Below are 19,039 nucleotides of genomic sequence, written 5' to 3' on the forward strand. Positions count from 1 at the left end.
TCATACCCGCCGGTTCAGCCCCACCAGGCGGTTCATGACGACCAGCAGCACCGACGTCACCACGATGAGCACACCCGAAGCCGCCGCCACCCGCACGTCGAGCGAGGATTCCATCATCCCCCACAAACGGATCGGCAGCATGTCCGTGCGCGCATTGGACAGGAAGAGCGAGATCGGCACGTTGTCCATCGACGCCACGAAGGCGAGGAAGGCCCCCGCCGCCATGCCGGGCGCGATCACCGGCAGAACCACCCGCCTGAAGGTGTAGAAGGACGACGCGCCGAGTGAGGCTGACGAGTCGATCAGCGCCCGGTCGAGCTGTGACAGGCTCGCCGACACGGTGCGGATGACGAACGGGATCACCACGACGAGGTGGCCCGCCGTCAGCCACGTCAGCGACGGGCGTTGGCGCAGCATGGTGACGATGATCAGCGCGGCGAGGCCGAAGGACAACATCGGCAGCACCAAGGGCGACATGAACGCGGTGTCGAGTGCGCGCCCGGCTGCCCCCCTGTGCCGGTCCAGCCACAGCGCCGCCAGGGTGCCGATCAGCATCGCGAGCCCCGCCGCCGACCCCGCCACCTGCAGCGAGTTCAGCGCCGCGCTGTGGATGTGGCCGGACTGCACCGGGTCGAACAGCGCCTCGTACCAGCGGAACGACAGCCCCGTGGGCGGGAACTTCAAGCTCGCGGCCGAGGTGAGCGAGATGGCCAGCACGACGAGCACCGGCACCACAAGGATGGCGATGGCGAGCCCGCCTATGGCGCCGATCACCGCATAATAGGACACGTCGGCGAAGGATCGTGTGGTGCGCATAAGGCCTCCAGGCCCTCAGGTCCGCGCCAGGCGGCCGAGGGCGCTGATCAAAGTGAGTATGCCGAGCACGGTGACGAGGAGCGCGATCGAGACCACCGCCGCGAACGGCCAGTCATAGACCACCAGCGCCTGCTGCCAGATGACGAGTGGCATGTAGATGAGCCGTCCCCCGCCGATCACGCTTTGCGAGATGAAGGCGGCCGTGGAGCTGGCGAAAACGAGCAGGCTCCCCGCGATCAGCCCCGGCACGGACAAGGGCAGGATCACGCGGAACATCGTGCGCCAGCGCGAGGCGCCCAGCGCGTGCGACGCGTCCAGAATGTTGGGGTCGATCCGCGCCATCACCGACAGCAGCGGCAGAAGCATCAACGGCAGCTCTATCTGGGCCAGCGAGATCACGAGGCCGAGTTCCGTCTGCAACAGGCGCAACGGCGCGGCGCTGAGGCCGAGCGACATCACCGCCCAGTTCACCAGCCCCTCGTTGCCCAGGATGACGATCCACGCGAACGTGCGCACCACCACCGAAAGGAGCAGCGGCAGGACGATCGCAAACAACATGAGCGAGCGCACCCGCGGCCCGCACGAGAGGTAGATGACGCCGGTGCAGAAGCCGAGCACCACCGTCAGCGCCACCGTCTTCACGCCGAGCATCACCGTGTCGAGCACCACGTTCCAGTAGAACGGGTCGCCGAGGAAGCGCGCCCACATGGCGACGCCCGTCACCTCCATGTTCTGGTCGTTGTGGAACGACACCCACAAGAGGAGAACGAGCGGGCCGCAGAAGAAGCCGATGAACAACAGGCCCATCGGCACGATCAGCGGCCAGTCGCCGGAGAGGCGGGGAAGGCGCCGGGCGCCCTCCCCTTGTGTGGCGGTCAGGCTCAAGCCGCAACTTCCCGGTTGAAGCGCTCGATCCAGCCCGGACGCAGCGGATTGATCTGCGTCCAGTCGTGACGAACGAAGTCGTTCATGGCGTCGAGCGAGGTCATCGGCAGGGTGTCCAGCAGCGGCACGTCGCTGTTCACGGGGATGAAGTTGTACGGCTCCTGCATCAGCGCCTCCTGGACGCCGGCCGAAATCACCGTGTCGATATAGGCGTAGGCGTTGTCGAGGTTCTCAGCGCCGTCGATGATGTGCATCGTCGTCACAAAGGCGATGGCGCCGGTGTCCGGAACCGCGAACTCGATGTCGACGCCGCGGCCCTTCAGGCTCGCGACCGTCTGGGTGTTGGTGTACATCACGTCGATCTCGCCCTGCTGGAAGAGACCGGCCATGGCCGACGGCTGCGCCACCGCCGCGATCTTCGGCAGCACCTCTTTGATCTTCTCCATCGCCGGATCGATGTCGGTCAGCGAGCCGCCGAAGGCCTTGGCGATCTCGATCAGCGACGTGGTGCCGAAGGTGGTCTGGAAGCCGGTCAGGCCGAGGCGCGACACGTAGGGCTCCTCGAAGAGCTGCGCCCAGCCGGTCGGCGGAGTGTCGAACTTCGTCGGGTTGTAGGCGATGCCCACCACCTGCGCGGCGACCGGGATCGCCATTTCGGACACGAACACCTGCGGCAGCTTGTCGGCGTTTTTCAGCTTGGAGGTGTCGATCGGCTGGTAGAGGCCCATCTCGGCGCCGGTCGCGGCCGGGCCGGGGTCGAGCACGAAGACGTCGAACGGCGGCAGGGCGCGGGCGGCGCGCGCTTTGGCGATCTGGTCGACGGCGTAGGCCGGGTCGAACTCGACGGTGACGCCGGCGGCCTCCTGCAGCGCCGGGGCGACGATGGAGCGGAAGGATTCCTCCCACGTTCCCGGATAGATGGCAGCGATCACCGAGCCCGAGGCGAGCGCGCTGGTGCCCCACAGCGAGGCGGTCGCGGCCGTGGCGGCGGCGCCGCCCGATGCGGCCAGGAATTTGCGGCGATTGAGGGTGAACGCGGTCATGTCGGGTCTCCTTGGAGGGGGTCGCTGCGGGGGGTGAAGTTGACGTGTCGAAGCGGCGGCCCGCGCCTGAGGTGCGGGCCCTTTCGGACGATGGGCGCGGCCAGGCGAAGCGAGGCCGCGGTACGGGGTGTGGCGGGCCGGCACGCGGGGGCCGCGGGCCGGCGGGTGGGCAAGGCCGGCCGGGTCTCAGCCGGCCGGGGCGGGGAAGATCGCGGGCCGCGCGTCCGGCGTGAGCCCGCAATAATGCTGGCCGTTGCCGAGCGGAGGCGCACCGGCGCGCAAGCGCACCAGCTTCACGTCCGCCCCGTCACGGGTCTGAAGGTCGAGCACGGAATTGCCGCCGACCGGCAGCTCCAGCCGGCAGGTGACCGGGAAGAGCCCCTCCCCCGGCGCGTGGGCGATGTGAAGCTGCTCCGGCCGCACCGAGACGAGAACGCGCGATCCGGCCGGCCCGCCCGCCCCTGCGACGGTGAGGCGCCCGCCCGCGTCGAGATCGACGGTGGTGCCGGTCGGCCCGGTCGCCGCCACCGTTCCCGCGAGCAGGTTCGAGGAGCCGATGAAGGAGTTCACGAACAGCGTTTCGGGCCGGTCATAGACCTCCACCGGCGTGCCGAGCTGCTCGATCCGCCCCTTGTTCATCACCGCCACGCGGTCGGCGACGCTCATCGCCTCCTCCTGGTCGTGGGTGACGAGGATCGCGGTGAGGCCGAGGTCGCGCTGCAGGCGCTTCAGCTCGATCTGCATGTCGAGCCGCAGGTTCTTGTCCAGCGCGGCGAACGGCTCGTCGAGCAGCAGGATGCCCGGCTCGATCGCGAGCGCACGGGCGAGCGCCACGCGCTGCTGCTGACCGCCCGAAAGCTCGCGCGGGCGGCGCCGCGCGAAGGCGCTCATCTGCACCACCTCCAAGAAGCGGGCGACGCTGTCCTTGATCTGCCGGCGCGAGCGGCCGCGCGCGGCAAGGCCGTAGCCGACATTCTGCGACACGCTCATGTGCGGGAAGAGCGCGTAATTCTGGAACACGATGCCGATGCCGCGGCGCCCCGCGGGCACCCGGTCCACCGGCGCGCCGTCGACGCGCACGTTGCCCTCGGTGTGGTTCAGGAACCCGGCGATGACGCGCAGCAGCGTGGTCTTGCCGCAGCCGGACGGCCCGAGGAGCGCGACCACCTCGCCCGCCTTCACGCTGAGCGACACGTCGTCGAGCGCGCGGAAGCCGCCATAGCTGTGGCTGACTCGCTCGACGTCGAGCGTCGCGCCACGGCGAGCGGGCTCGGTGGGAACGGCCGGAGTCGGGCGGGCGTCCGGCGGGCCGGATGTCTGCGCGGCGAGGCCGCTGTGGGCGTTCATAAGGTCCGTCCAAATGGGTCGCCGGCCGGGAAGCGGCCGACGTCCGACAGACTACCGATGCTGAGAAAAATCGCATGAGCAAAAGGAATGCAAATTGGTGAAATTTTGCACGCAATTCTGTGTGCGATTGGTGACATAGTATGGAGAGCCGCCCGCGACCCCACGCGAACGGACCCGCCCGCCCCCGCCGCACCGGCCTCCTCGCGCCGGCCCGGCCGCGATGAGAGACGTGTGACAGACATCAAGATCGAACCCCTGACGGCCGAGGCCTTCGCCCTCTTCGGCGACGTTTTCACTCCGCCCGAGACGCCCGGCCGGCTCTACTGCGCCGACGCGCTGGCGAACCTCAGGCCCGGCGCCAAACCCAGCCTGTCCCTCGCCCACAAGGACGCCGTCGCCACCCTGCCGCTGACCGTCACGCAGATGGAGCGGCACGAGTTCTCCTCGCAGACCTTCGTGCCGATGCAGGACGCCGGGATGCTGGTGATCGTCGCCCCGCACGCGGCGGACGGCGGGCCGGACATGGGCCACGCGCGCGCCTTCCTCTCCTCGGGACGCACCGGGATCACCTACGGCGCCAACGTCTGGCACCACCCCTTCACCCTGGTGTCCGGTGCGCCGGGCGCCTTCGCAATCTTCATGTGGCTGGAAGGCGGCGCCGGCGACGAGGAATTCGTGGACGTGCCGCACCACATCGTCAGGGCCTGAGAATGAGCTACGACCGCGACCTGATCGGCTATGCCGACACCCCGCCCGACCCCAAGTGGCCGAACGGCGCCCGCCTCGCCATCAACTTCGTGATGAACTACGAGGAAGGCTCCGAGCCCTCCGTGCAGGACGGCGAGGACTACACCGAGACCGCGCTCACCGAAGCGCCGATCGACCCCGGCGTCGGCGGGCGCGACCTCGCCGGCGAAGGCATGTTCGCCTATGGCTCGCGCGTCGGCTTCTGGCGGCTGATGCGGCTGTTCCAGGAGCGCGGCCTGCCGATGACCGTGTTCGGCTGCGCGCTCGCCTTGGAGCGAAACCCGCGCGCCGCCGCCGCCATCCGCGATTCGGGCTTCGACGTATGCTGCCACGGCTGGCGCTGGGTGCCGCACTACCACCTCAGCGAGGAGGAGGAGCGCGAGCACATCCGCAAAGCTATCGCCTCGCTGAAGGAGACGGTGGGTGAGCGCCCGCTCGGCTGGTATTGCCGCTACGGCCCCAGCGTGAACACGCGCCGCCTGGTGCGCGAAGAGGGCGGCTTCCTCTACGACAGCGACGCCTATGACGACGAGCTGCCCTACTGGGTGAGCGACGCGGACGGCCCGCATCTGGTGGTGCCCTACTCGCTCACCCACAACGACGGGAAATTCAACCGCGGCGGCATCGCCACCGGGGCCGAGTTCTTCGAGTATCTGAAGGAGGCCTTCGACATGCTCTACCACGAGGGCAAGACGACGCCGAAGATGATGTCGGTCGGCATGCACATGCGCCTCGTCGGCCATCCGGGCCGCGCGTCCGGCGTCGCCAAGTTCCTCGACTATGTGCAGAGCCACGAGGACGTGTGGGTGACCCGGCGCGTCGACATCGCCCGCCACTGGCATGAGACGCACCCGTTCGGCGGGTAAGAGGATGGGGCCGCCGCGGCGGCCCCATCGCCCTACAGCGCCTTGATCGCCTCGGCGCGGATGTCCTCGGTCAGCCGCTCTTTGAAGGCGAGCAGCGCGGCCGAGGTCTTCAGGTGATAGTCGCGCGGCCGCGGCAGATCGATCTCGACGTCGGCCTTGATGCGTCCCGGCCGCGCCGTCATCACGATGCAGCGGCTCGCCAGGAAGATCGCTTCCTCGATGTCGTGGGTGACGAACAGCACCGTCTTCTGGTCGTCCTCCCAGATCTTCAGAAGCAGCTCCTGCATCAGCCCGCGCGTCTGATTGTCGAGCGCGCCGAAGGGTTCGTCGAGCAGCAGGATGTCCGGGTCGTTGGCGAGCGCTCTGGCAATCGCCACGCGCTGCTGCATGCCGCCCGACAGCTCTTTGGGAAGGTGCTTGCCGAACTTCGTCAGCCCGGTCTTGCCGAGGTAGAAGTCGACGATCTCCTTCTGCTGCGCGGCGGGCACACCCTTGCGGCGCAGACCGAAGGCGATGTTGTCGGCCACCGTCAGCCACGGGAACAGGGTGTAGGACTGGAACACCATGCCCCGGTCCGGCCCCGGCCCCACCACCTCGCGCCCCGCCACCATCACCTGGCCCGTGGTCGGATCGTCCAGCCCCGCGACGATGCGCAGAAGGGTGGACTTTCCGCAGCCGGAGGGGCCGAGGATCGTCACGAAGTCGTTGCGCTCGACGGTGAGGTCGATCGGCGAGAGGGCGACGGTGGGCTCACCGCCGCGCTTGCCCGGAAAGGTCCGCGAGACCCCTTCGACGACAACGTGACTCACGCCAGACTCCACGGGAACATGGACCTGTTGAGCGCCTTGAACGCGAAGTCCGAGATGAGGCCGATAAGGCCGATGACGATGATGCCGAAGATGATCTGCCCGGTGTTGAGCAGCGCCTGGCTGTCGACGATCATGTGGCCGATGCCGGCGGACGAGCCGATCAGCTCGGCGACGATGACATAGGTCCACGCCCAGCCGAGAACGAGGCGCAGGATCTCGGCGATCTGCGGCGCCGCGTGCGGCAACAGGACGTGACGCACCACGCCGCCGTCGCCGGTCCCCAGCGTATAGGCCGCCTCCACCAGATCGCGCCGGGTGGAGCCGACCGCGACCGCCACCATCAGGATGATCTGAAACACCGCGCCGATGAAGATGACGAGGAGCTTCTGCATCTCGCCGATGCCGGCCCACAGGATGAGGAGCGGAATGAAGGCCGACGCGGGCAGATAGCGCGCGAAGGAGACGAACGGCTCGAAGAAGGCTTCGATCGGCTTGTAGGCGCCCATCAGGATGCCGATCGGCACGGCGACGACGGTCGCCATCACGAACCCGCCGAACACGCGCCAGACGGTGATGGCGATGTCGTAGGAGAAGCCGAAGCGGGTCATCAGCCGCCAGCCCTCGTCGATCATGCGGATCGGCGTGGCGAGGAAGATGGGCCGCACGAAGCCGCCGAAGGTGGCGACCGACCAGACCGCAACGAAGAGGACGAAGAAGGAGAGGCCGAGGACGATGCGCGCCCGGCGCGACACCGGCGTCAGCGGCCGCATGCGCAGGCGGCGGCGCCTGGCGGGCGCAGCAGATGTGGAAACCGGCGCAGCGGGAACCGCTGCACCCTCAGATGCGGAAACCGGCGCAGCGGGAACCGCTGCGCCGGGCGATGAAGGGGCGCCGCTGCCGGCGCCGTCAGGGGATTGTGTCACGGGTGGCTGCGATCCTGGATCAGTTTTTCCAGCTCGTGTCGATCAGGGTGTCGGTCTCCGGGATCTCGCGGATGATGCCGATCGTCTCCAAGAGCGGGCCCGCCTTGGCGTAGAACTCCTGGATGCCGCCGGCCATGAACGCGTCAGACGCCTCGCGGCCCTGCCACTCCAGATAGCCGGCGGACTTGCCGAAGTCTTCGCCCGACTGGTTCACGTCGGCGCCCATGATCTCGTAGGCCTTGGCCTCGTCGCTCTCGATCATGTCGAGCGCGGCGTAGTAGCCGTCGGCCAGCGCCTTCACGAGGTCCGGGTTCTCCTCGATGAATTCCGGCGTGCAGCCGAAGGTGTCCATAACGATCGGATAGTCGATCGTGGTGGCCATAATCTTGCCGGCGTCCGGCGCGTCGCGCACGGCCGACAGATACGGCTCATAGGTCATCGCCGCATCGTTCTGTCCGGCGATGAAGGACTGCGCCGCGGCCGACGGCTCGAGGTTCACCACGGTCACGTCGTCGAGCGAGAGGCCGTTCTCGTTCAGCATCCACGCCAGGACAAAGTAGGGCGATGTGCCGGGGGCGGAGGCGGCGATGGTCTTGCCCTTCAGGTCGGCGATGGTTTCGATGTCGGACCGGGTCGCCATACCGTCGGCGCCGTGGGACATGTCGAGCTGGAAGAGCTGCTTGATCGGCACGCCGTTGGCGTTCCAGATCATGAACGTCTCCACCGTGGTGGCCGCGCACTGGATGTCGCCGGACGCGATGGCGAGGTGGCGGTCCTTCTGCGGGATCTTCTTGATCTCCACGTCGACGCCGGCTTCCTCGAAGAGGCCGGCTTCCTTGGCGAGCGTCAACGGGCCGAAGCCGGTCCAGCCGCTCATGCCGATGGCGACGTCGGCCGCGAAGGTGGGGGTGGAAAGGGCGGCGCCAAAGGCCGTGGCGAGGACGATCGTCCGAAAAGTGGTGTGAGGCATGGTCTGTCCCAAATCCGCGGGCGTCGGGCCGCGTTTTATTGCCAGAGAACCGACCATATCGGGCGCCGAGTGTCAATAATTTGACCAGTCACGGCAGGTGCCCATAGAGTAGGCGAACATGCTGGTACGGCTCGCGATTTCGTGTCGCCCGGCGCTTCACGGCGCGCGCCGCTTCGGGTCGACCCGCATGCGGATCGCGGCAGGGTTGTGGCAAACGGCCTGACCGCCGCCACAACGATCGCTTAAGAAGACCACACATGCCTGCGGCGCGGCTTGACGGGCACGCGCCGTCCTGCGTCCGATCGCCTCAGACCGGGCGCCCGCTCTCCTCTCGCCCGCCTGCAACGGAACGATCTGCCGCCGATGACCTCTCCCGCCGCGGACGCGACATCCGCACACACCGCCCCCGACCGATCCGAAGGCGACCCAAGCGCAGCCGCCAGACCCGAGGCCGAAGCATCCACCACCCCGCCGTCGTCGCCGGCCGCGGCGCAACCGCTGTTCAGCCTGCTGGGCGTCCTCTTGGTGGTGCTCACCGTCCTCGTGGTCGCGTCGGACTGGGGCGCGCCCTCCCCGGTCGCGTCTCTGGTGCCGGTGGTGGAGATCGCCCTCGTCGCGGTTCTTTCGATCCTCGTGGTCCCGGCGCGGCGGGCCTTCGTCCTCGTCGCCCTCGCCATCACCGGCCTGCAGATCGCCCTGCACGAGGACTGGCTCGCCCAGACGCTGCACGGCCTGTCGGTGGCCGCCTTCATCGGCGCCTTCTTCTCCGCCCTCACCACCTTGCGCCACGCCGCGCAGACCTCGCCCTCCATCGCCGCGTGCGGGCGCTTCCTCGCCAGCCAGCCGCCGGGACGGCGCTACGCCGCGCTGTCGGTCGGCGGGCAGATGTTCTCGCTCCTCCTCAACTACGGCGCCATCGCTCTCCTCGGCAGCCTCGCCGTCGCCAGCGCGCGGGAGGAGCCGGACCCGGAAATCCGCGCCATCCGCATGAAGCGCATGCTGCTGGCCGTGCAGCGTGCCCTCGTCGGCACCCTCCCCTGGTCGCCGCTGTCCTTCGCGGTCGCCATCTCCACCGCGCTGATCCCGGGCGCCAGCTGGGGCGCGCTGTTGGCGCCGGCGTTCATCTCGGGCGTGATCCTCGTCGGCATCGGCTACGCGCTCGACACCATTTTCAAGCCGCGCCCGCGCCGCCGCCCGCAACGCACCGAAACGACGGGCGGCTGGGGCGTCCTGCGCCCGCTGGTCCTGCTCCTCGTCATCCTCCTGACCCTCGTCGCCGTGCTGCAGACGGCGACGGGCGTGCGCACCGTGGGCGTCGTCGCGCTGGTGGTGCCGCTGGTGTCGGCCGCATGGGTGTTCATGCAAGGGGCACCGGGCCGCCGGTTCGCCCACCTGCGCAGCCGCGCCGCTGGCTATGTCACGCGGGACTTGCCCACCTACCGCGGCGAGATCACGCTCCTGTCGATGGCCGGCTATATCGGCACCGTGGGCGCCACCTTGATGGCCGAGTGGCTGCAGGCCTCGGGCGTCAGCTTTGCGGCGCTTCCCACGGCGGTGATCCTCGTCGGCCTCATCTGGGTGTTCACATTGGCCGGGCAGGTGGCGATGAACCCGATCCTCACCGCCTCGCTGGTTCTGCCGCTGATCCCCTCGGCGGATGCGCTCGGCATCTCCTCCACCGCGATCCAGGTCGCGGTGACGGCAGGCTGGGCGCTCGCCGGTGCTAACTCACCCTTCACGGCGACGACGCTCCTCACCGGCTCATTCGCGGGCAAGAGCGCGTGGCACGTGGGGCTGCGGTGGAACGGCCTCTTCACCGTCCTGTGCGGCGTGGCGCTGTCGGCCTGGGCGCTGATCTACGCCTTCATCGTCTCCTGACGGTCCGCGCCCGAGGGGCGCGCCGCATGGCGCCCCGTCAGCCCACCCGGCGCAGCTTCTCGTAACGCTTGATCACCCTGTCGCGCTTCAACCGCGACAGGGACTGCAGCCAGAACTTGCCGTCGAGCTGGTCGATCTCGTGCTGATGGCAGACGGCGCGCAGGCCCTCCGCCTCCTCCTCGTGAACGTCGCCCGCAAGGTCCTGGTAGCGCACCCGCACCTTGGCCGGACGCTCCACGTCCTCGGCGACACCCGGCATCGACACGCTCCCCTCCACATGGCGGAAGAGCTCGGCCGACGCCTCGACGATCTCCGGGTTCACGTACGTCACCGGCGCCTCATCCTCCGGCAGCGCCAGCACCACGACGCGCAGCGCCACGCCGATGTGCGGCGCGGTGATGCCGATGCCGGGGGCGGCACGCATCGTGTCGGCGAGGTCGGTCGCGAGTGCGGCGAGGTCGGCGCCGAAGGTCTCCACAGGCGCCGCGACGTCGCGCAATCGCGGGTCGGGATAAATCACGATGGGCCGGACGGGCACGGCATCACTCCACAGGCTGCGCGCCCCTCATAGGCTCAGCGCGCCGGGCGATCCAGCCGCGGCCGGCGATGCGGGATCAGATCGGCAGCGGCTCCGTCATGCCGCTCTCCTCCAGGTGCCAGCGCGCCTGCCACGCCCCGCCGATGCGCTCCAGCACCAGATAGTTGCGCTCGGCCACATAGCGGCCGCGCTGACCCGGCAGGCGGCGGATGGTGATCGGATGCTCCGGCAGAGGGTCCTCGCCCAGCGCCGCCAGCGCCCCCAGGAACCGCGCCCACCCCTTCGGCGGTGGCCGGTGGGCGATGCCGGACGCCACGAGCTGGTCCAGCGTGCGGCCCTCCTTCAGGTCCATCGTCGCCCGCGTGGCGAGGTGGATCTCGCCGGACAGGGCGACGATATCGTGACCGTCGCGGTGGGCGAGGTCGCGCACCAGGCGCAGCATCCGCCGCCACTCGTCGCGGTGGGAGCGGCTCTGCCACTGGTCGCGCAGGTCGTCCTCGTATTTCTGCATCTTCGGGATCGCGACCATCAGGCGTTCGAGCAGCGACATGCGCGGCCCCAAAAGCGGTACGCTCGACATGAGGAAGGTGTGGCCGGCGGCGGGGCGCGCGGCCTCGGCGTCCATCATCGCCCAGCCGCCAGGCCCCATCACGCGGGTCCGGGTGCGTTCCGACCTCAGATCCGGCGCCAGGATGCGCAGGTCCGGCAGCGACACCGTCCACCCGAGCTGCGCCCCGCCGGTGTCGGCGAAGCGGGCGGGCAAGCTGCCGTCGGCGCAGGCGTGCTGGAAGACGAGCGTCGCCTCGCGGGCGGCGGCGAACAGCGTCTGGCCGACCGCCGAGCGCGTCACCTCCTCCGGCAGCGAGCCCCAGCCGTCGCAGATGTCGTGATCGTCCCACTGGGTGAGCGAGGGGACGCGCGCCGCAAGCCAGGCGAACTCGGGCGAGCGGTAGAGCGACACGTAACGCTCCATGAACCGCTCACGCAGGTGATGGGTGAGGCTGGCGAGGGCGGCCGCGCCCGGCGCGTCCTCGATGTCGTCCGGCCAGTCGTCGCTGAGCGGGTGCCCGTCGGTCACCTCGTCCGCATAGACCTGATCGCCGCCGTGGAGGAGCAGCGCGAAGGGGCGCACCTTGTGCTCGTCGCGCAGGCGGGCCCACATGGCGTTGCGCTCCGAGCCCTCGCGCTCCAGGTCGCCGATCTCCTCGCCGTTGCAGGACACGTAGGCGATGGCGAGGTCGCCTCCCATCGCCCCCGCCACCTCATAGGTCTCGGCGTTCCAGCGATAGGTCGACGCCCGGTCGGCCGGCACGGCGAAGCGCGCGCGCCATACGCTGGCGGTATCGTAGACCGCGATCTTCTCGGCCGCTGCGATCCCCTCGGCGGTCTCCACCGGCGACGGGGCCGCGTCCGCCGCCGCGATGAAGAGCGCGGCGAGGTGAAGCGTCCCGGCCTCCGCAGCGTCGAGGAAGAGGACGGGGCCGATGATATCGTCGATCTGAACGGGCATAGCGCCCTTCAGGTAGGACGCCGGGCGGGTTTTCAAAGCACAATCGCAATCGCCGCGGCGGCGCGCCCCGGCCCACAGGCCGCACACGGTGGTGACTTGGAACCGGCGTTGAGTGGCGCTATGCCCACGGTCCGCCTGCGACAGGAGCCGACCATGGACAAGACCGCCGAGACCATCGCTCGCCTAATTGCCGAGGAGATCGGCGCCAAGCCGGGTCAGGTTGCCGCAGCCGTCGAGCTGCTCGACGCCGGTTCGACCGTCCCCTTCATCGCCCGCTACCGCAAGGAGGCGACGGGCGGGCTCGACGACACGCAGCTTCGCACCTTGGGCGACAGGCTGGTCTATCTGCGCGAGCTGGAAGCGCGGCGGGCGGCGATCCTGACCTCGATCCGCGACCAGGGGAAGCTGACGGGCGAGCTGGAAGCCGCCATCGCCGGGGCCGACACCAAGGCGCGGCTGGAAGACCTCTACCTTCCGTTCAAGCCCAAGCGCCGCACCAAGGCGATGATCGCCCGCGAGAACGGCCTGGAGCCGCTGTTGCGCGCCATCGAGGGCGACCGGCGGGCCGATCCGCAGGCGCTCGCCGCCGCCTACGTCAACGACAAGGTCGCCACGGTGAAGGCGGCGCTGGAGGGGGCGCGCGACATCAAGGTCGAGGAGCTGGCGGAGAATGCCGACCTCATCGGCCGCCTGCGCGACTTCATGCGGCGCGAGGCGATCATCTCGGCCACGGTTGTGGCGGGCAAGGAAGAGGCGGGCGCGAAGTTCTCCGACTATTTCGACCACAAGGAGAAGTGGGCCGACATTCCCGCCCACCGCGCGCTCGCCATCATGCGCGCGGCGAACGAGGAGGTGGTGAGCGTCGACATCGCGCCGGATCCCGACACGGGCGTGGCGCGGGCGGAAGGCATCGTGGCGGCGGCGATCGGCATTTCGGGCGATGGGCCGGGCGACCAGTGGCTGCGTCAGGTGGCGTCCTGGGCGTGGCGGGTGAAGCTGAAGCTGTCGATGTATCTCGACCTCTTCGGCGACCTGCGCGCCCGCGCCCACGAGGACGCGATCACCGTCTTCTCCCGCAACCTCAAGGACCTGCTACACGCCGCCCCGGCCGGTGCGCGGGCGACTTTGGGCCTCGACCCCGGCATCCGCACCGGCGTGAAGGCGGCGGTGGTGGACGCCACCGGCAAGCTCCTCGACACGGCGACGCTCTACCCGTTCCAGCCGAAGAACGACGTGCGCGGTGCCGAGGGGAAGATCATCGAGCTGATCCGCCGGCACAACGTGGAGCTGATCGCCATCGGCAACGGGACGGCGAGCCGCGAGACGGAGCGCCTCGTGGCCGACACGCTGAAGCTCTTGCCGGACGGCGGGCCGCGCCCGACGAAGGTCGTCGTCTCGGAGGCGGGCGCGTCGGTCTATTCGGCGTCGGAGCTGGCGGCGAAGGAGTTTCCGGGGCTGGACGTGTCGCTGCGCGGCGCGGTCTCCATCGCGCGGCGGCTGCAGGACCCGCTGGCGGAGCTCGTGAAGATCGAGCCGAAATCCATCGGCGTGGGCCAATATCAGCACGACGTGGACCAGGGCCGCCTCGCCCGCGCGCTGGACGGAGTGGTCGAGGACGCGGTGAACGCGGTGGGGGTCGACCTCAACACCGCCTCGGCGCCCTTGTTGGCGCAGGTGGCGGGTGTCGGTCCGTCGCTGGCGCAGAACATCGTCACCTACCGTGACGCGAACGGCGCCTTCCCGACGCGCAAGGCGCTGATGAAGGTGTCCGGCCTCGGCCCGAAGGCGTTCGAGCAGTGCGCGGGGTTCCTTCGCATCCGCGACGGCAAGGAGCCGCTGGACGGCTCGGCCGTGCACCCGGAGGCATACGGCCTGGCGCGTCGCATCGTCGAGGCGTGCGGGCGGGACATCCGCGACATCATGGGCAACGGCGCGGTGCTGAAGGGTCTCAACCCGGCGCAGTTCGTGGACGAGAAGTTCGGCTTGCCGACGGTGCGGGACATTCTGTCGGAGCTGGAGAAGCCGGGCCGTGACCCGCGCCCGGACTTCCGCACGGCCACCTTCGCGGAGGGCGTGGACCAGATCTCTGACCTGAAACCCGGCATGATGCTGGAAGGCACGGTGACGAACGTCGCGGCGTTCGGCGCGTTCGTCGACGTCGGCGTGCACCAGGACGGGCTCGTCCACATCAGCCAGCTTGCGGACCGCTTCGTGAAGGACCCGCACGAGGTGGTGAAGGCGGGCGACGTGGTGCGGGTTCGCGTGGTCGAAGTGGACATCCCCCGCAAGCGCATCGGCCTCTCCATGCGCAAGGATGCGGAAGCGGCGCCTCAGGACAGCTCCCGCAACCGCGGCGGCGCCGGTGAGCGCCCGCACCGGAGCGGCGGCGGCGGCGGGCCCCAGCGTGGCGGCACGCCTCATGGAAAGGGCAAGCCGCAGGGGAACGGCGGACGGGGCCGCGACCCGAAGGCCACGTCCGGCGGCGGCGAGAGCGCGCTCGGCGCGGCGCTGCTGGAAGCGATGAAGAAGCGCACTTAGCCGCCGCCCGGCCGTCACGCGCGGCAACCGTCACCGGCGGCAACCGTCACGCGCGGAAGCCGTCGCGCGCGGCAGCCGGCGCGGCGGCCCCCAGCACGGCCGTCCCGTAACGGCGGCGACCGACACGCCGCAAACCAGCACGGCGGTAAAAAGCACGGCGGCAAACGGCGCGGCGACCGGCAACCGCCAACCGCCACGGGCGGCAGGCGGCGCGCAGGCTTTTCGCACGACGGGTGCTTGCCGGGATCGTTCGAAGGAGCGTGGCGGGGTCAAGTGTCCGCGCGGACCCACGCGCAGGCCGCTTCTTCAGCGGGCGAGCATGGGGAGCACGGACGCTTGACGCCGTCACGCTCCTTCCGAGGCTCAATTCAGGCTGTCAGGTCAGGCTTCTTCAGCCTGATCTGACGCCTGCCCGGTGGCGAACCGGGGGGAGCGCGAGGGGGGAACGCCCTCGCGGGGCGGCCCCTCTCGCAAAGGCGCTCGGGATGGACGAGGCCACCCCGCAGCGGGTCCAGCGCGGGGGCGCAAAGGCCCCCACACGGCTCAGTCCTTCGGCATGCCGTAGCCGCCGGCGGTCGGGGTGATCACGATCACCGCTTCGCCCGGCTCCAGAAGCGTCTGGTCACAGGGCGCCAGCTCTTCCACCTCGCCGGAGTTGCGGCGCACGAGGGTCTTGCCGACCTCACCCGGCTCGCCGCCCTTCACGCCAAACGGGGGAACCTTGCGGTGGGAGGCGAGGATGGCGCAGTCCATCCGCTTCAGGAAGCGGATCGTGCGGCTGGTGCCGTCGCCGGCCGACCACTCGCCGCGTCCGCCGGACCCTTTGCGGATGTGGAAGTCCTCCAGCACCACGGGGAAGCGCGTCTCGAACACTTCCGGATCTGTCAGGCGCGAGTTCGTCATGTGGACGTGAACGGCGTCGGTGCCGTCGAAGCCCGGCCCGGCGGGTGAGCCGGAACAGATCGTCTCGTAGTACTGATACTCGTCGTCGCCGAAGGTGAGGTTGTTCATCGTCCCCTGCGACGCCGACATCGCCTCGAGCGCACCGAACAGCGTGTTGGTGACGGCCTGTGACACCTCCACGTTGCCGGCCACGACGGCGGCCGGATAACGCGGGCTCAGCATCGTCCCCTCGGGCACGACGATCTTGATCGGCCGCAGGCAGCCGGCGTTGATCGGGATCGCGTCGTCGACCATCACGCGGAAGACGTAGAGCACGGCGGCGCGGGTCACCGGGGCGGGGGCGTTGAAGTTGTCGGCCCGCTGCTCGGAGGTGCCGGTGAAGTCCACCACCGCCTCGCGCTTCTCGCGGTCGATGGTCAGCTTCACGTGGATGGCGCAGCCCTGGTCCATCGGGAAATGGAACTCGGCGTCGTGCAGCTTGGTGAGAAGCCGCGCCACGCTCTCGGCGGCGTTGTCCTGCACGTGGCCCATATAGGCCTGCACGACGTCGAGCCCAAAGGCGCCGATCATCTTGCGCAATTCGGCCGCGCCCTTGGCGTTGGCGGCGATCTGCGCCTTCAGGTCGTTGACGTTCTGGATGTGGTTGCGCACCGGATAGGTGGCCCCCTTCAGGAGCGCGATCAGCTCCTCCTCGCGGAAGCGGCCCTGATCGACGATCTTGAAGTTGTCGATATAGACGCCTTCCTGCTCGATGTTGGTGGCGAGAGGCGACATGGAGCCGGGCGCGGTGCCGCCGACGTCGGCGTGGTGGCCGCGGCTCGCCACCCAGAACATGATCTCCTTGTCGTCCGGCCCGAAGACGGGGGTGCAGACGGTGATGTCCGGCAGGTGGGTGCCGCCGCGATAGGGCGCGTTGAGGCAGAAGACGTCGCCCGGCTTCACCTCGGCATTGTTGGCGACCACGGTTTCCACGGACCGGTCCATGGAGCCGAGGTGCACCGGAATGTGCGGAGCGTTCGCCACCAGCGCGCCGGTCTGGTCGAAGACGGCGCAGGAGAAGTCCAGCCGCTCCTTGATGTTGACGGAGTAGGCGGTGTTCTGGAGCGTCACGCCCATCTGCTCGGCGATGGACATGAAGAGGTTGTTGAAGATCTCCAGCATCACCGGGTCGGCCGCGGTGCCGATGGCCACCTGCCGGTCCAGCGCCTTCACGCGGGTCAGGACGAGGTGGTCCTTTGCCGTCAGCGTGGCGGACCACCCGTCCTCGACGACGACGGTCTGGTTCGGCTCGATGATGATGGCCGGTCCCGCCAGGGTCTGGCCGGGGGCGATCGCCTCGCGCCGGACGACACGGGCCTCGTGCCACGCGCCCTTGGAGAAGAAGCGCGCGGTGTCGCCGCCCTCCACCTCGCCCTCGGTGACGGCCGCGGCCGCCTCCTCGAACTTGGCGCCGCCGCCGATGGCCTCGACCTCGATCGCTTCGACGACGAGGGATTTGGTCTCGTCGGTGAAGCCGAAGCGGGCGTGGTGGGCGGCCTCGAAGGCCTCTTTCATGGCGCCGTCCGGCCCGGCGGGGACTGCGATCGGCGTGTCCGTCCCGGCGTAGCGCACGTGGGCGCGGACGATGAAGGTGATCGCGTCTTCGGCGACGCCCTGTCCCGCGACCTCGCCGCGCGCCTCGTCGATCAGCGGTGCGGCACCTTCCGTTATGGCGGCCTCGGCCCCCTCGCCCACCGGCACGTCGAGCGCGGAGGTGCGGGTGGAGCGGATCTCGGCAAGGCCCATCCCGTAGGCCGACAGAAGTCCGGAGAAGGGGTGCAGCAGAACGGTCTTGATGCCGAGCGCGTCGGCCACCAGGCAGGCGTGCTGGCCGGCGGCGCCGCCGAAGGAGTTCAGCGCGTAGCGGGTGATGTCGTAGCCGCGCTGGACGGAGATCTTTTTGATCGCCTCGGCCATGTTGGCGACGGCGATCTGAATGAACCCGTCCGCCACCTCCTCGGCGCTGCGCCCGTCGCCCACCTCGGCGGCCATCTCGGCAAATTTGGCGCGCACGGCGTCGGCGTCGAGAGGCTCGTCCTGGCCGGGACCGAACACGGCGGGGAATGCCGAGGGGATCAGCTTGCCGACCATGACGTTGGCGTCGGTGACGGCGAGCGGGCCGCCGCGGCGGTAGGCGGCGGGGCCCGGATAGGCGCCGGCGGAATCGGGGCCGACGCGGAAGCGCGACCCGTCGAAATGGAGGATTGAGCCGCCGCCGGCCGCGACGGTGTGGATCAGCATCATCGGCGCGCGCATGCGCACACCGGCGACTTCGGTCTCGAAAGCGCGTTCATATTCGCCGTCGAAGTGGGCGACGTCGGTGGACGTGCCGCCCATGTCGAAGCCGATCACCTTCTCGAACCCGGCCGAGCGCCCGGTCTCGGCGAGGCCGACGACGCCGCCCGCGGGGCCGGATAGGATCGCGTCCTTGCCCTGGAAGAGCTCCGCCGCGGTCAGCCCGCCCGACGACATCATGAACATCAGCCGCGCGCCGGTACGCTCGATGTCCAGTTCCTCGGACACCTGCCGCACGTAGCGGCCCAGGATGGGCGAGAGGTAGGCGTCGACCACGGTGGTATCGCCGCGCCCGACGAGCTTGATGAGGGGCGACACCTCGTGGCTAACGGACACCTGGGTGAAGCCGATCTCGCGGGCGACGCGGGCGGCCAGCGCCTCGTGCTCCGGGTAACGGAAGGCGTGCATGAAGACGATGGCGAGCGCACGGTAGCCCTCGTCGAACCGGGCCTGGAGGGCGGCGCGGATGGCGGCCTCGTCGGCAGCCTTCTCGACCGTGCCGTCGGCGAGGATGCGTTCGTCCACCTCCTCCACGGCATCATAGAGCGCCTCGGGCAGCACGATCTTCTTGGCGAAGATGTCGGGCCGGCCCTGGTAGCCGATGCGCAGAGCGTCGCGGAAGCCGCGGGTGGTCACCAGAAGCGTGCGGTCGCCCTTGCGCTCAAGGAGGGCGTTGGTGGCGACGGTGGTGCCCATGCGCACATCGCCCACGGCGCCGCGCGGGATCGCTTCGCCCTTGGCGAGGCCGAGATGGTCGCGGATGCCCTGGACGGCGGCGTCACGATAGGCGTCGGGGTTGTCGGACAGGAGTTTTTTGGCATGGAGTTTGCCTGTTGGATCGCGTCCGATCACGTCCGTGAAGGTGCCGCCCCGGTCGATCCAGAAATCCCAAGCGCTCATGCCTGTACATGCCTCAACAGTCGGAAAGATAT

Annotated in this window: 14 protein-coding genes; 4 read left to right on the plus strand and 10 right to left on the minus strand. The window is 69.4% G+C overall.

Translation table 11 applies throughout. The annotated features are described in order from the left end of the window. The 4 genes from BIX52_RS03545 to BIX52_RS03560 all read right to left on the minus strand — a co-directional run bounded on the left by BIX52_RS03545 (window position 1) and on the right by BIX52_RS03560 (window position 4,091). Window positions 1-816, minus strand: a complete 816-nt coding sequence (locus BIX52_RS03545; protein ID WP_075219578.1) for an ABC transporter permease — start codon at window positions 814-816, stop codon at window positions 1-3. 15 nt (window positions 817-831) lie between these two features. Further along, entirely contained in the window at window positions 832-1,701 is an 870-nt protein-coding gene (locus BIX52_RS03550; protein ID WP_245803101.1) for an ABC transporter permease, read from the minus strand. Beyond that, window positions 1,698-2,744, minus strand: a complete 1,047-nt coding sequence (locus tag BIX52_RS03555; RefSeq protein ID WP_075219579.1) for an extracellular solute-binding protein — start codon at window positions 2,742-2,744, stop codon at window positions 1,698-1,700. Before BIX52_RS03555 ends, BIX52_RS03550 begins: the two co-directional genes overlap by 4 nt. Before the next feature lie 186 nt (window positions 2,745-2,930). Beyond that, on the minus strand, window positions 2,931-4,091 hold the full coding sequence (locus BIX52_RS03560; protein WP_083659980.1) for an ABC transporter ATP-binding protein: 1,161 nt from the start codon (window positions 4,089-4,091) through the stop codon (window positions 2,931-2,933). A 231-nt stretch (window positions 4,092-4,322) separates the two neighbouring features. On the opposite strand from BIX52_RS03560, the gene BIX52_RS03565 reads away from it, so the two are divergent. Together BIX52_RS03565 and BIX52_RS03570 are read left to right on the plus strand one after the other, a co-directional pair. Next, the gene (locus tag BIX52_RS03565; protein ID WP_075219580.1) at window positions 4,323-4,799 is read left to right on the plus strand and encodes an ureidoglycolate lyase; all 477 of its coding nucleotides are present in this window, start codon (window positions 4,323-4,325) and stop codon (window positions 4,797-4,799) included. A 2-nt stretch (window positions 4,800-4,801) separates the two neighbouring features. Beyond that, window positions 4,802-5,704, plus strand: a complete 903-nt coding sequence (locus BIX52_RS03570) for an allantoinase PuuE (protein ID WP_075219581.1) — start codon at window positions 4,802-4,804, stop codon at window positions 5,702-5,704. Between the two features lie 32 nt (window positions 5,705-5,736). On the opposite strand, the gene BIX52_RS03575 is transcribed toward BIX52_RS03570, so the two are convergent. The 3 genes from BIX52_RS03575 to BIX52_RS03585 form a co-directional block, all read right to left on the minus strand. After that, window positions 5,737-6,513: an ABC transporter ATP-binding protein gene (locus BIX52_RS03575; RefSeq protein ID WP_075219582.1), complete on the minus strand. Its 777-nt coding sequence runs from the start codon at window positions 6,511-6,513 to the stop codon at window positions 5,737-5,739. Continuing rightward, entirely contained in the window at window positions 6,510-7,283 is a 774-nt protein-coding gene (locus BIX52_RS03580) for an ABC transporter permease (RefSeq protein WP_075219583.1), read from the minus strand. Before BIX52_RS03580 ends, BIX52_RS03575 begins: the two co-directional genes overlap by 4 nt. 172 nt (window positions 7,284-7,455) lie before the next feature. Continuing rightward, complete coding sequence (locus BIX52_RS03585) at window positions 7,456-8,406, minus strand: ABC transporter substrate-binding protein (protein ID WP_075219584.1); 951 nt, start codon at window positions 8,404-8,406, stop codon at window positions 7,456-7,458. A gap of 363 nt (window positions 8,407-8,769) precedes the next feature. Here BIX52_RS03585 and BIX52_RS03590 point away from each other — a divergent pair, with 363 nt between their 5' ends. Beyond that, window positions 8,770-10,284, plus strand: a complete 1,515-nt coding sequence (locus BIX52_RS03590) for a hypothetical protein (RefSeq protein WP_083659983.1) — start codon at window positions 8,770-8,772, stop codon at window positions 10,282-10,284. A 37-nt stretch (window positions 10,285-10,321) separates the two neighbouring features. Here BIX52_RS03590 and BIX52_RS03595 read toward each other — a convergent pair whose 3' ends face one another. Further along, window positions 10,322-10,822, minus strand: coding sequence for a peptide deformylase (locus tag BIX52_RS03595; protein ID WP_075219585.1), 501 nt, complete (start codon window positions 10,820-10,822; stop codon window positions 10,322-10,324). Window positions 10,823-10,898: 76 nt separating this feature from the next. Continuing rightward, window positions 10,899-12,332: an alkaline phosphatase D family protein gene (locus BIX52_RS03600; RefSeq protein WP_075219586.1), complete on the minus strand. Its 1,434-nt coding sequence runs from the start codon at window positions 12,330-12,332 to the stop codon at window positions 10,899-10,901. A 153-nt stretch (window positions 12,333-12,485) separates the two neighbouring features. Here BIX52_RS03600 and BIX52_RS03605 point away from each other — a divergent pair, with 153 nt between their 5' ends. After that, the gene (locus BIX52_RS03605) at window positions 12,486-14,870 is read left to right on the plus strand and encodes a Tex family protein (protein WP_075220143.1); all 2,385 of its coding nucleotides are present in this window, start codon (window positions 12,486-12,488) and stop codon (window positions 14,868-14,870) included. 543 nt (window positions 14,871-15,413) lie between these two features. On the opposite strand, the gene BIX52_RS03610 is transcribed toward BIX52_RS03605, so the two are convergent. Beyond that, a complete protein-coding gene (locus BIX52_RS03610; RefSeq protein WP_075219587.1) occupies window positions 15,414-19,007 on the minus strand; it encodes a hydantoinase B/oxoprolinase family protein in 3,594 nt (1,197 codons plus the stop codon). Window positions 19,008-19,039 lie beyond the last annotated feature (32 nt).

Origin of the sequence: Acuticoccus yangtzensis, assembly GCF_001927245.1 — a bacterium.
Taxonomy (GTDB): Bacteria; Pseudomonadota; Alphaproteobacteria; order Rhizobiales; family Amorphaceae; genus Acuticoccus; species Acuticoccus yangtzensis.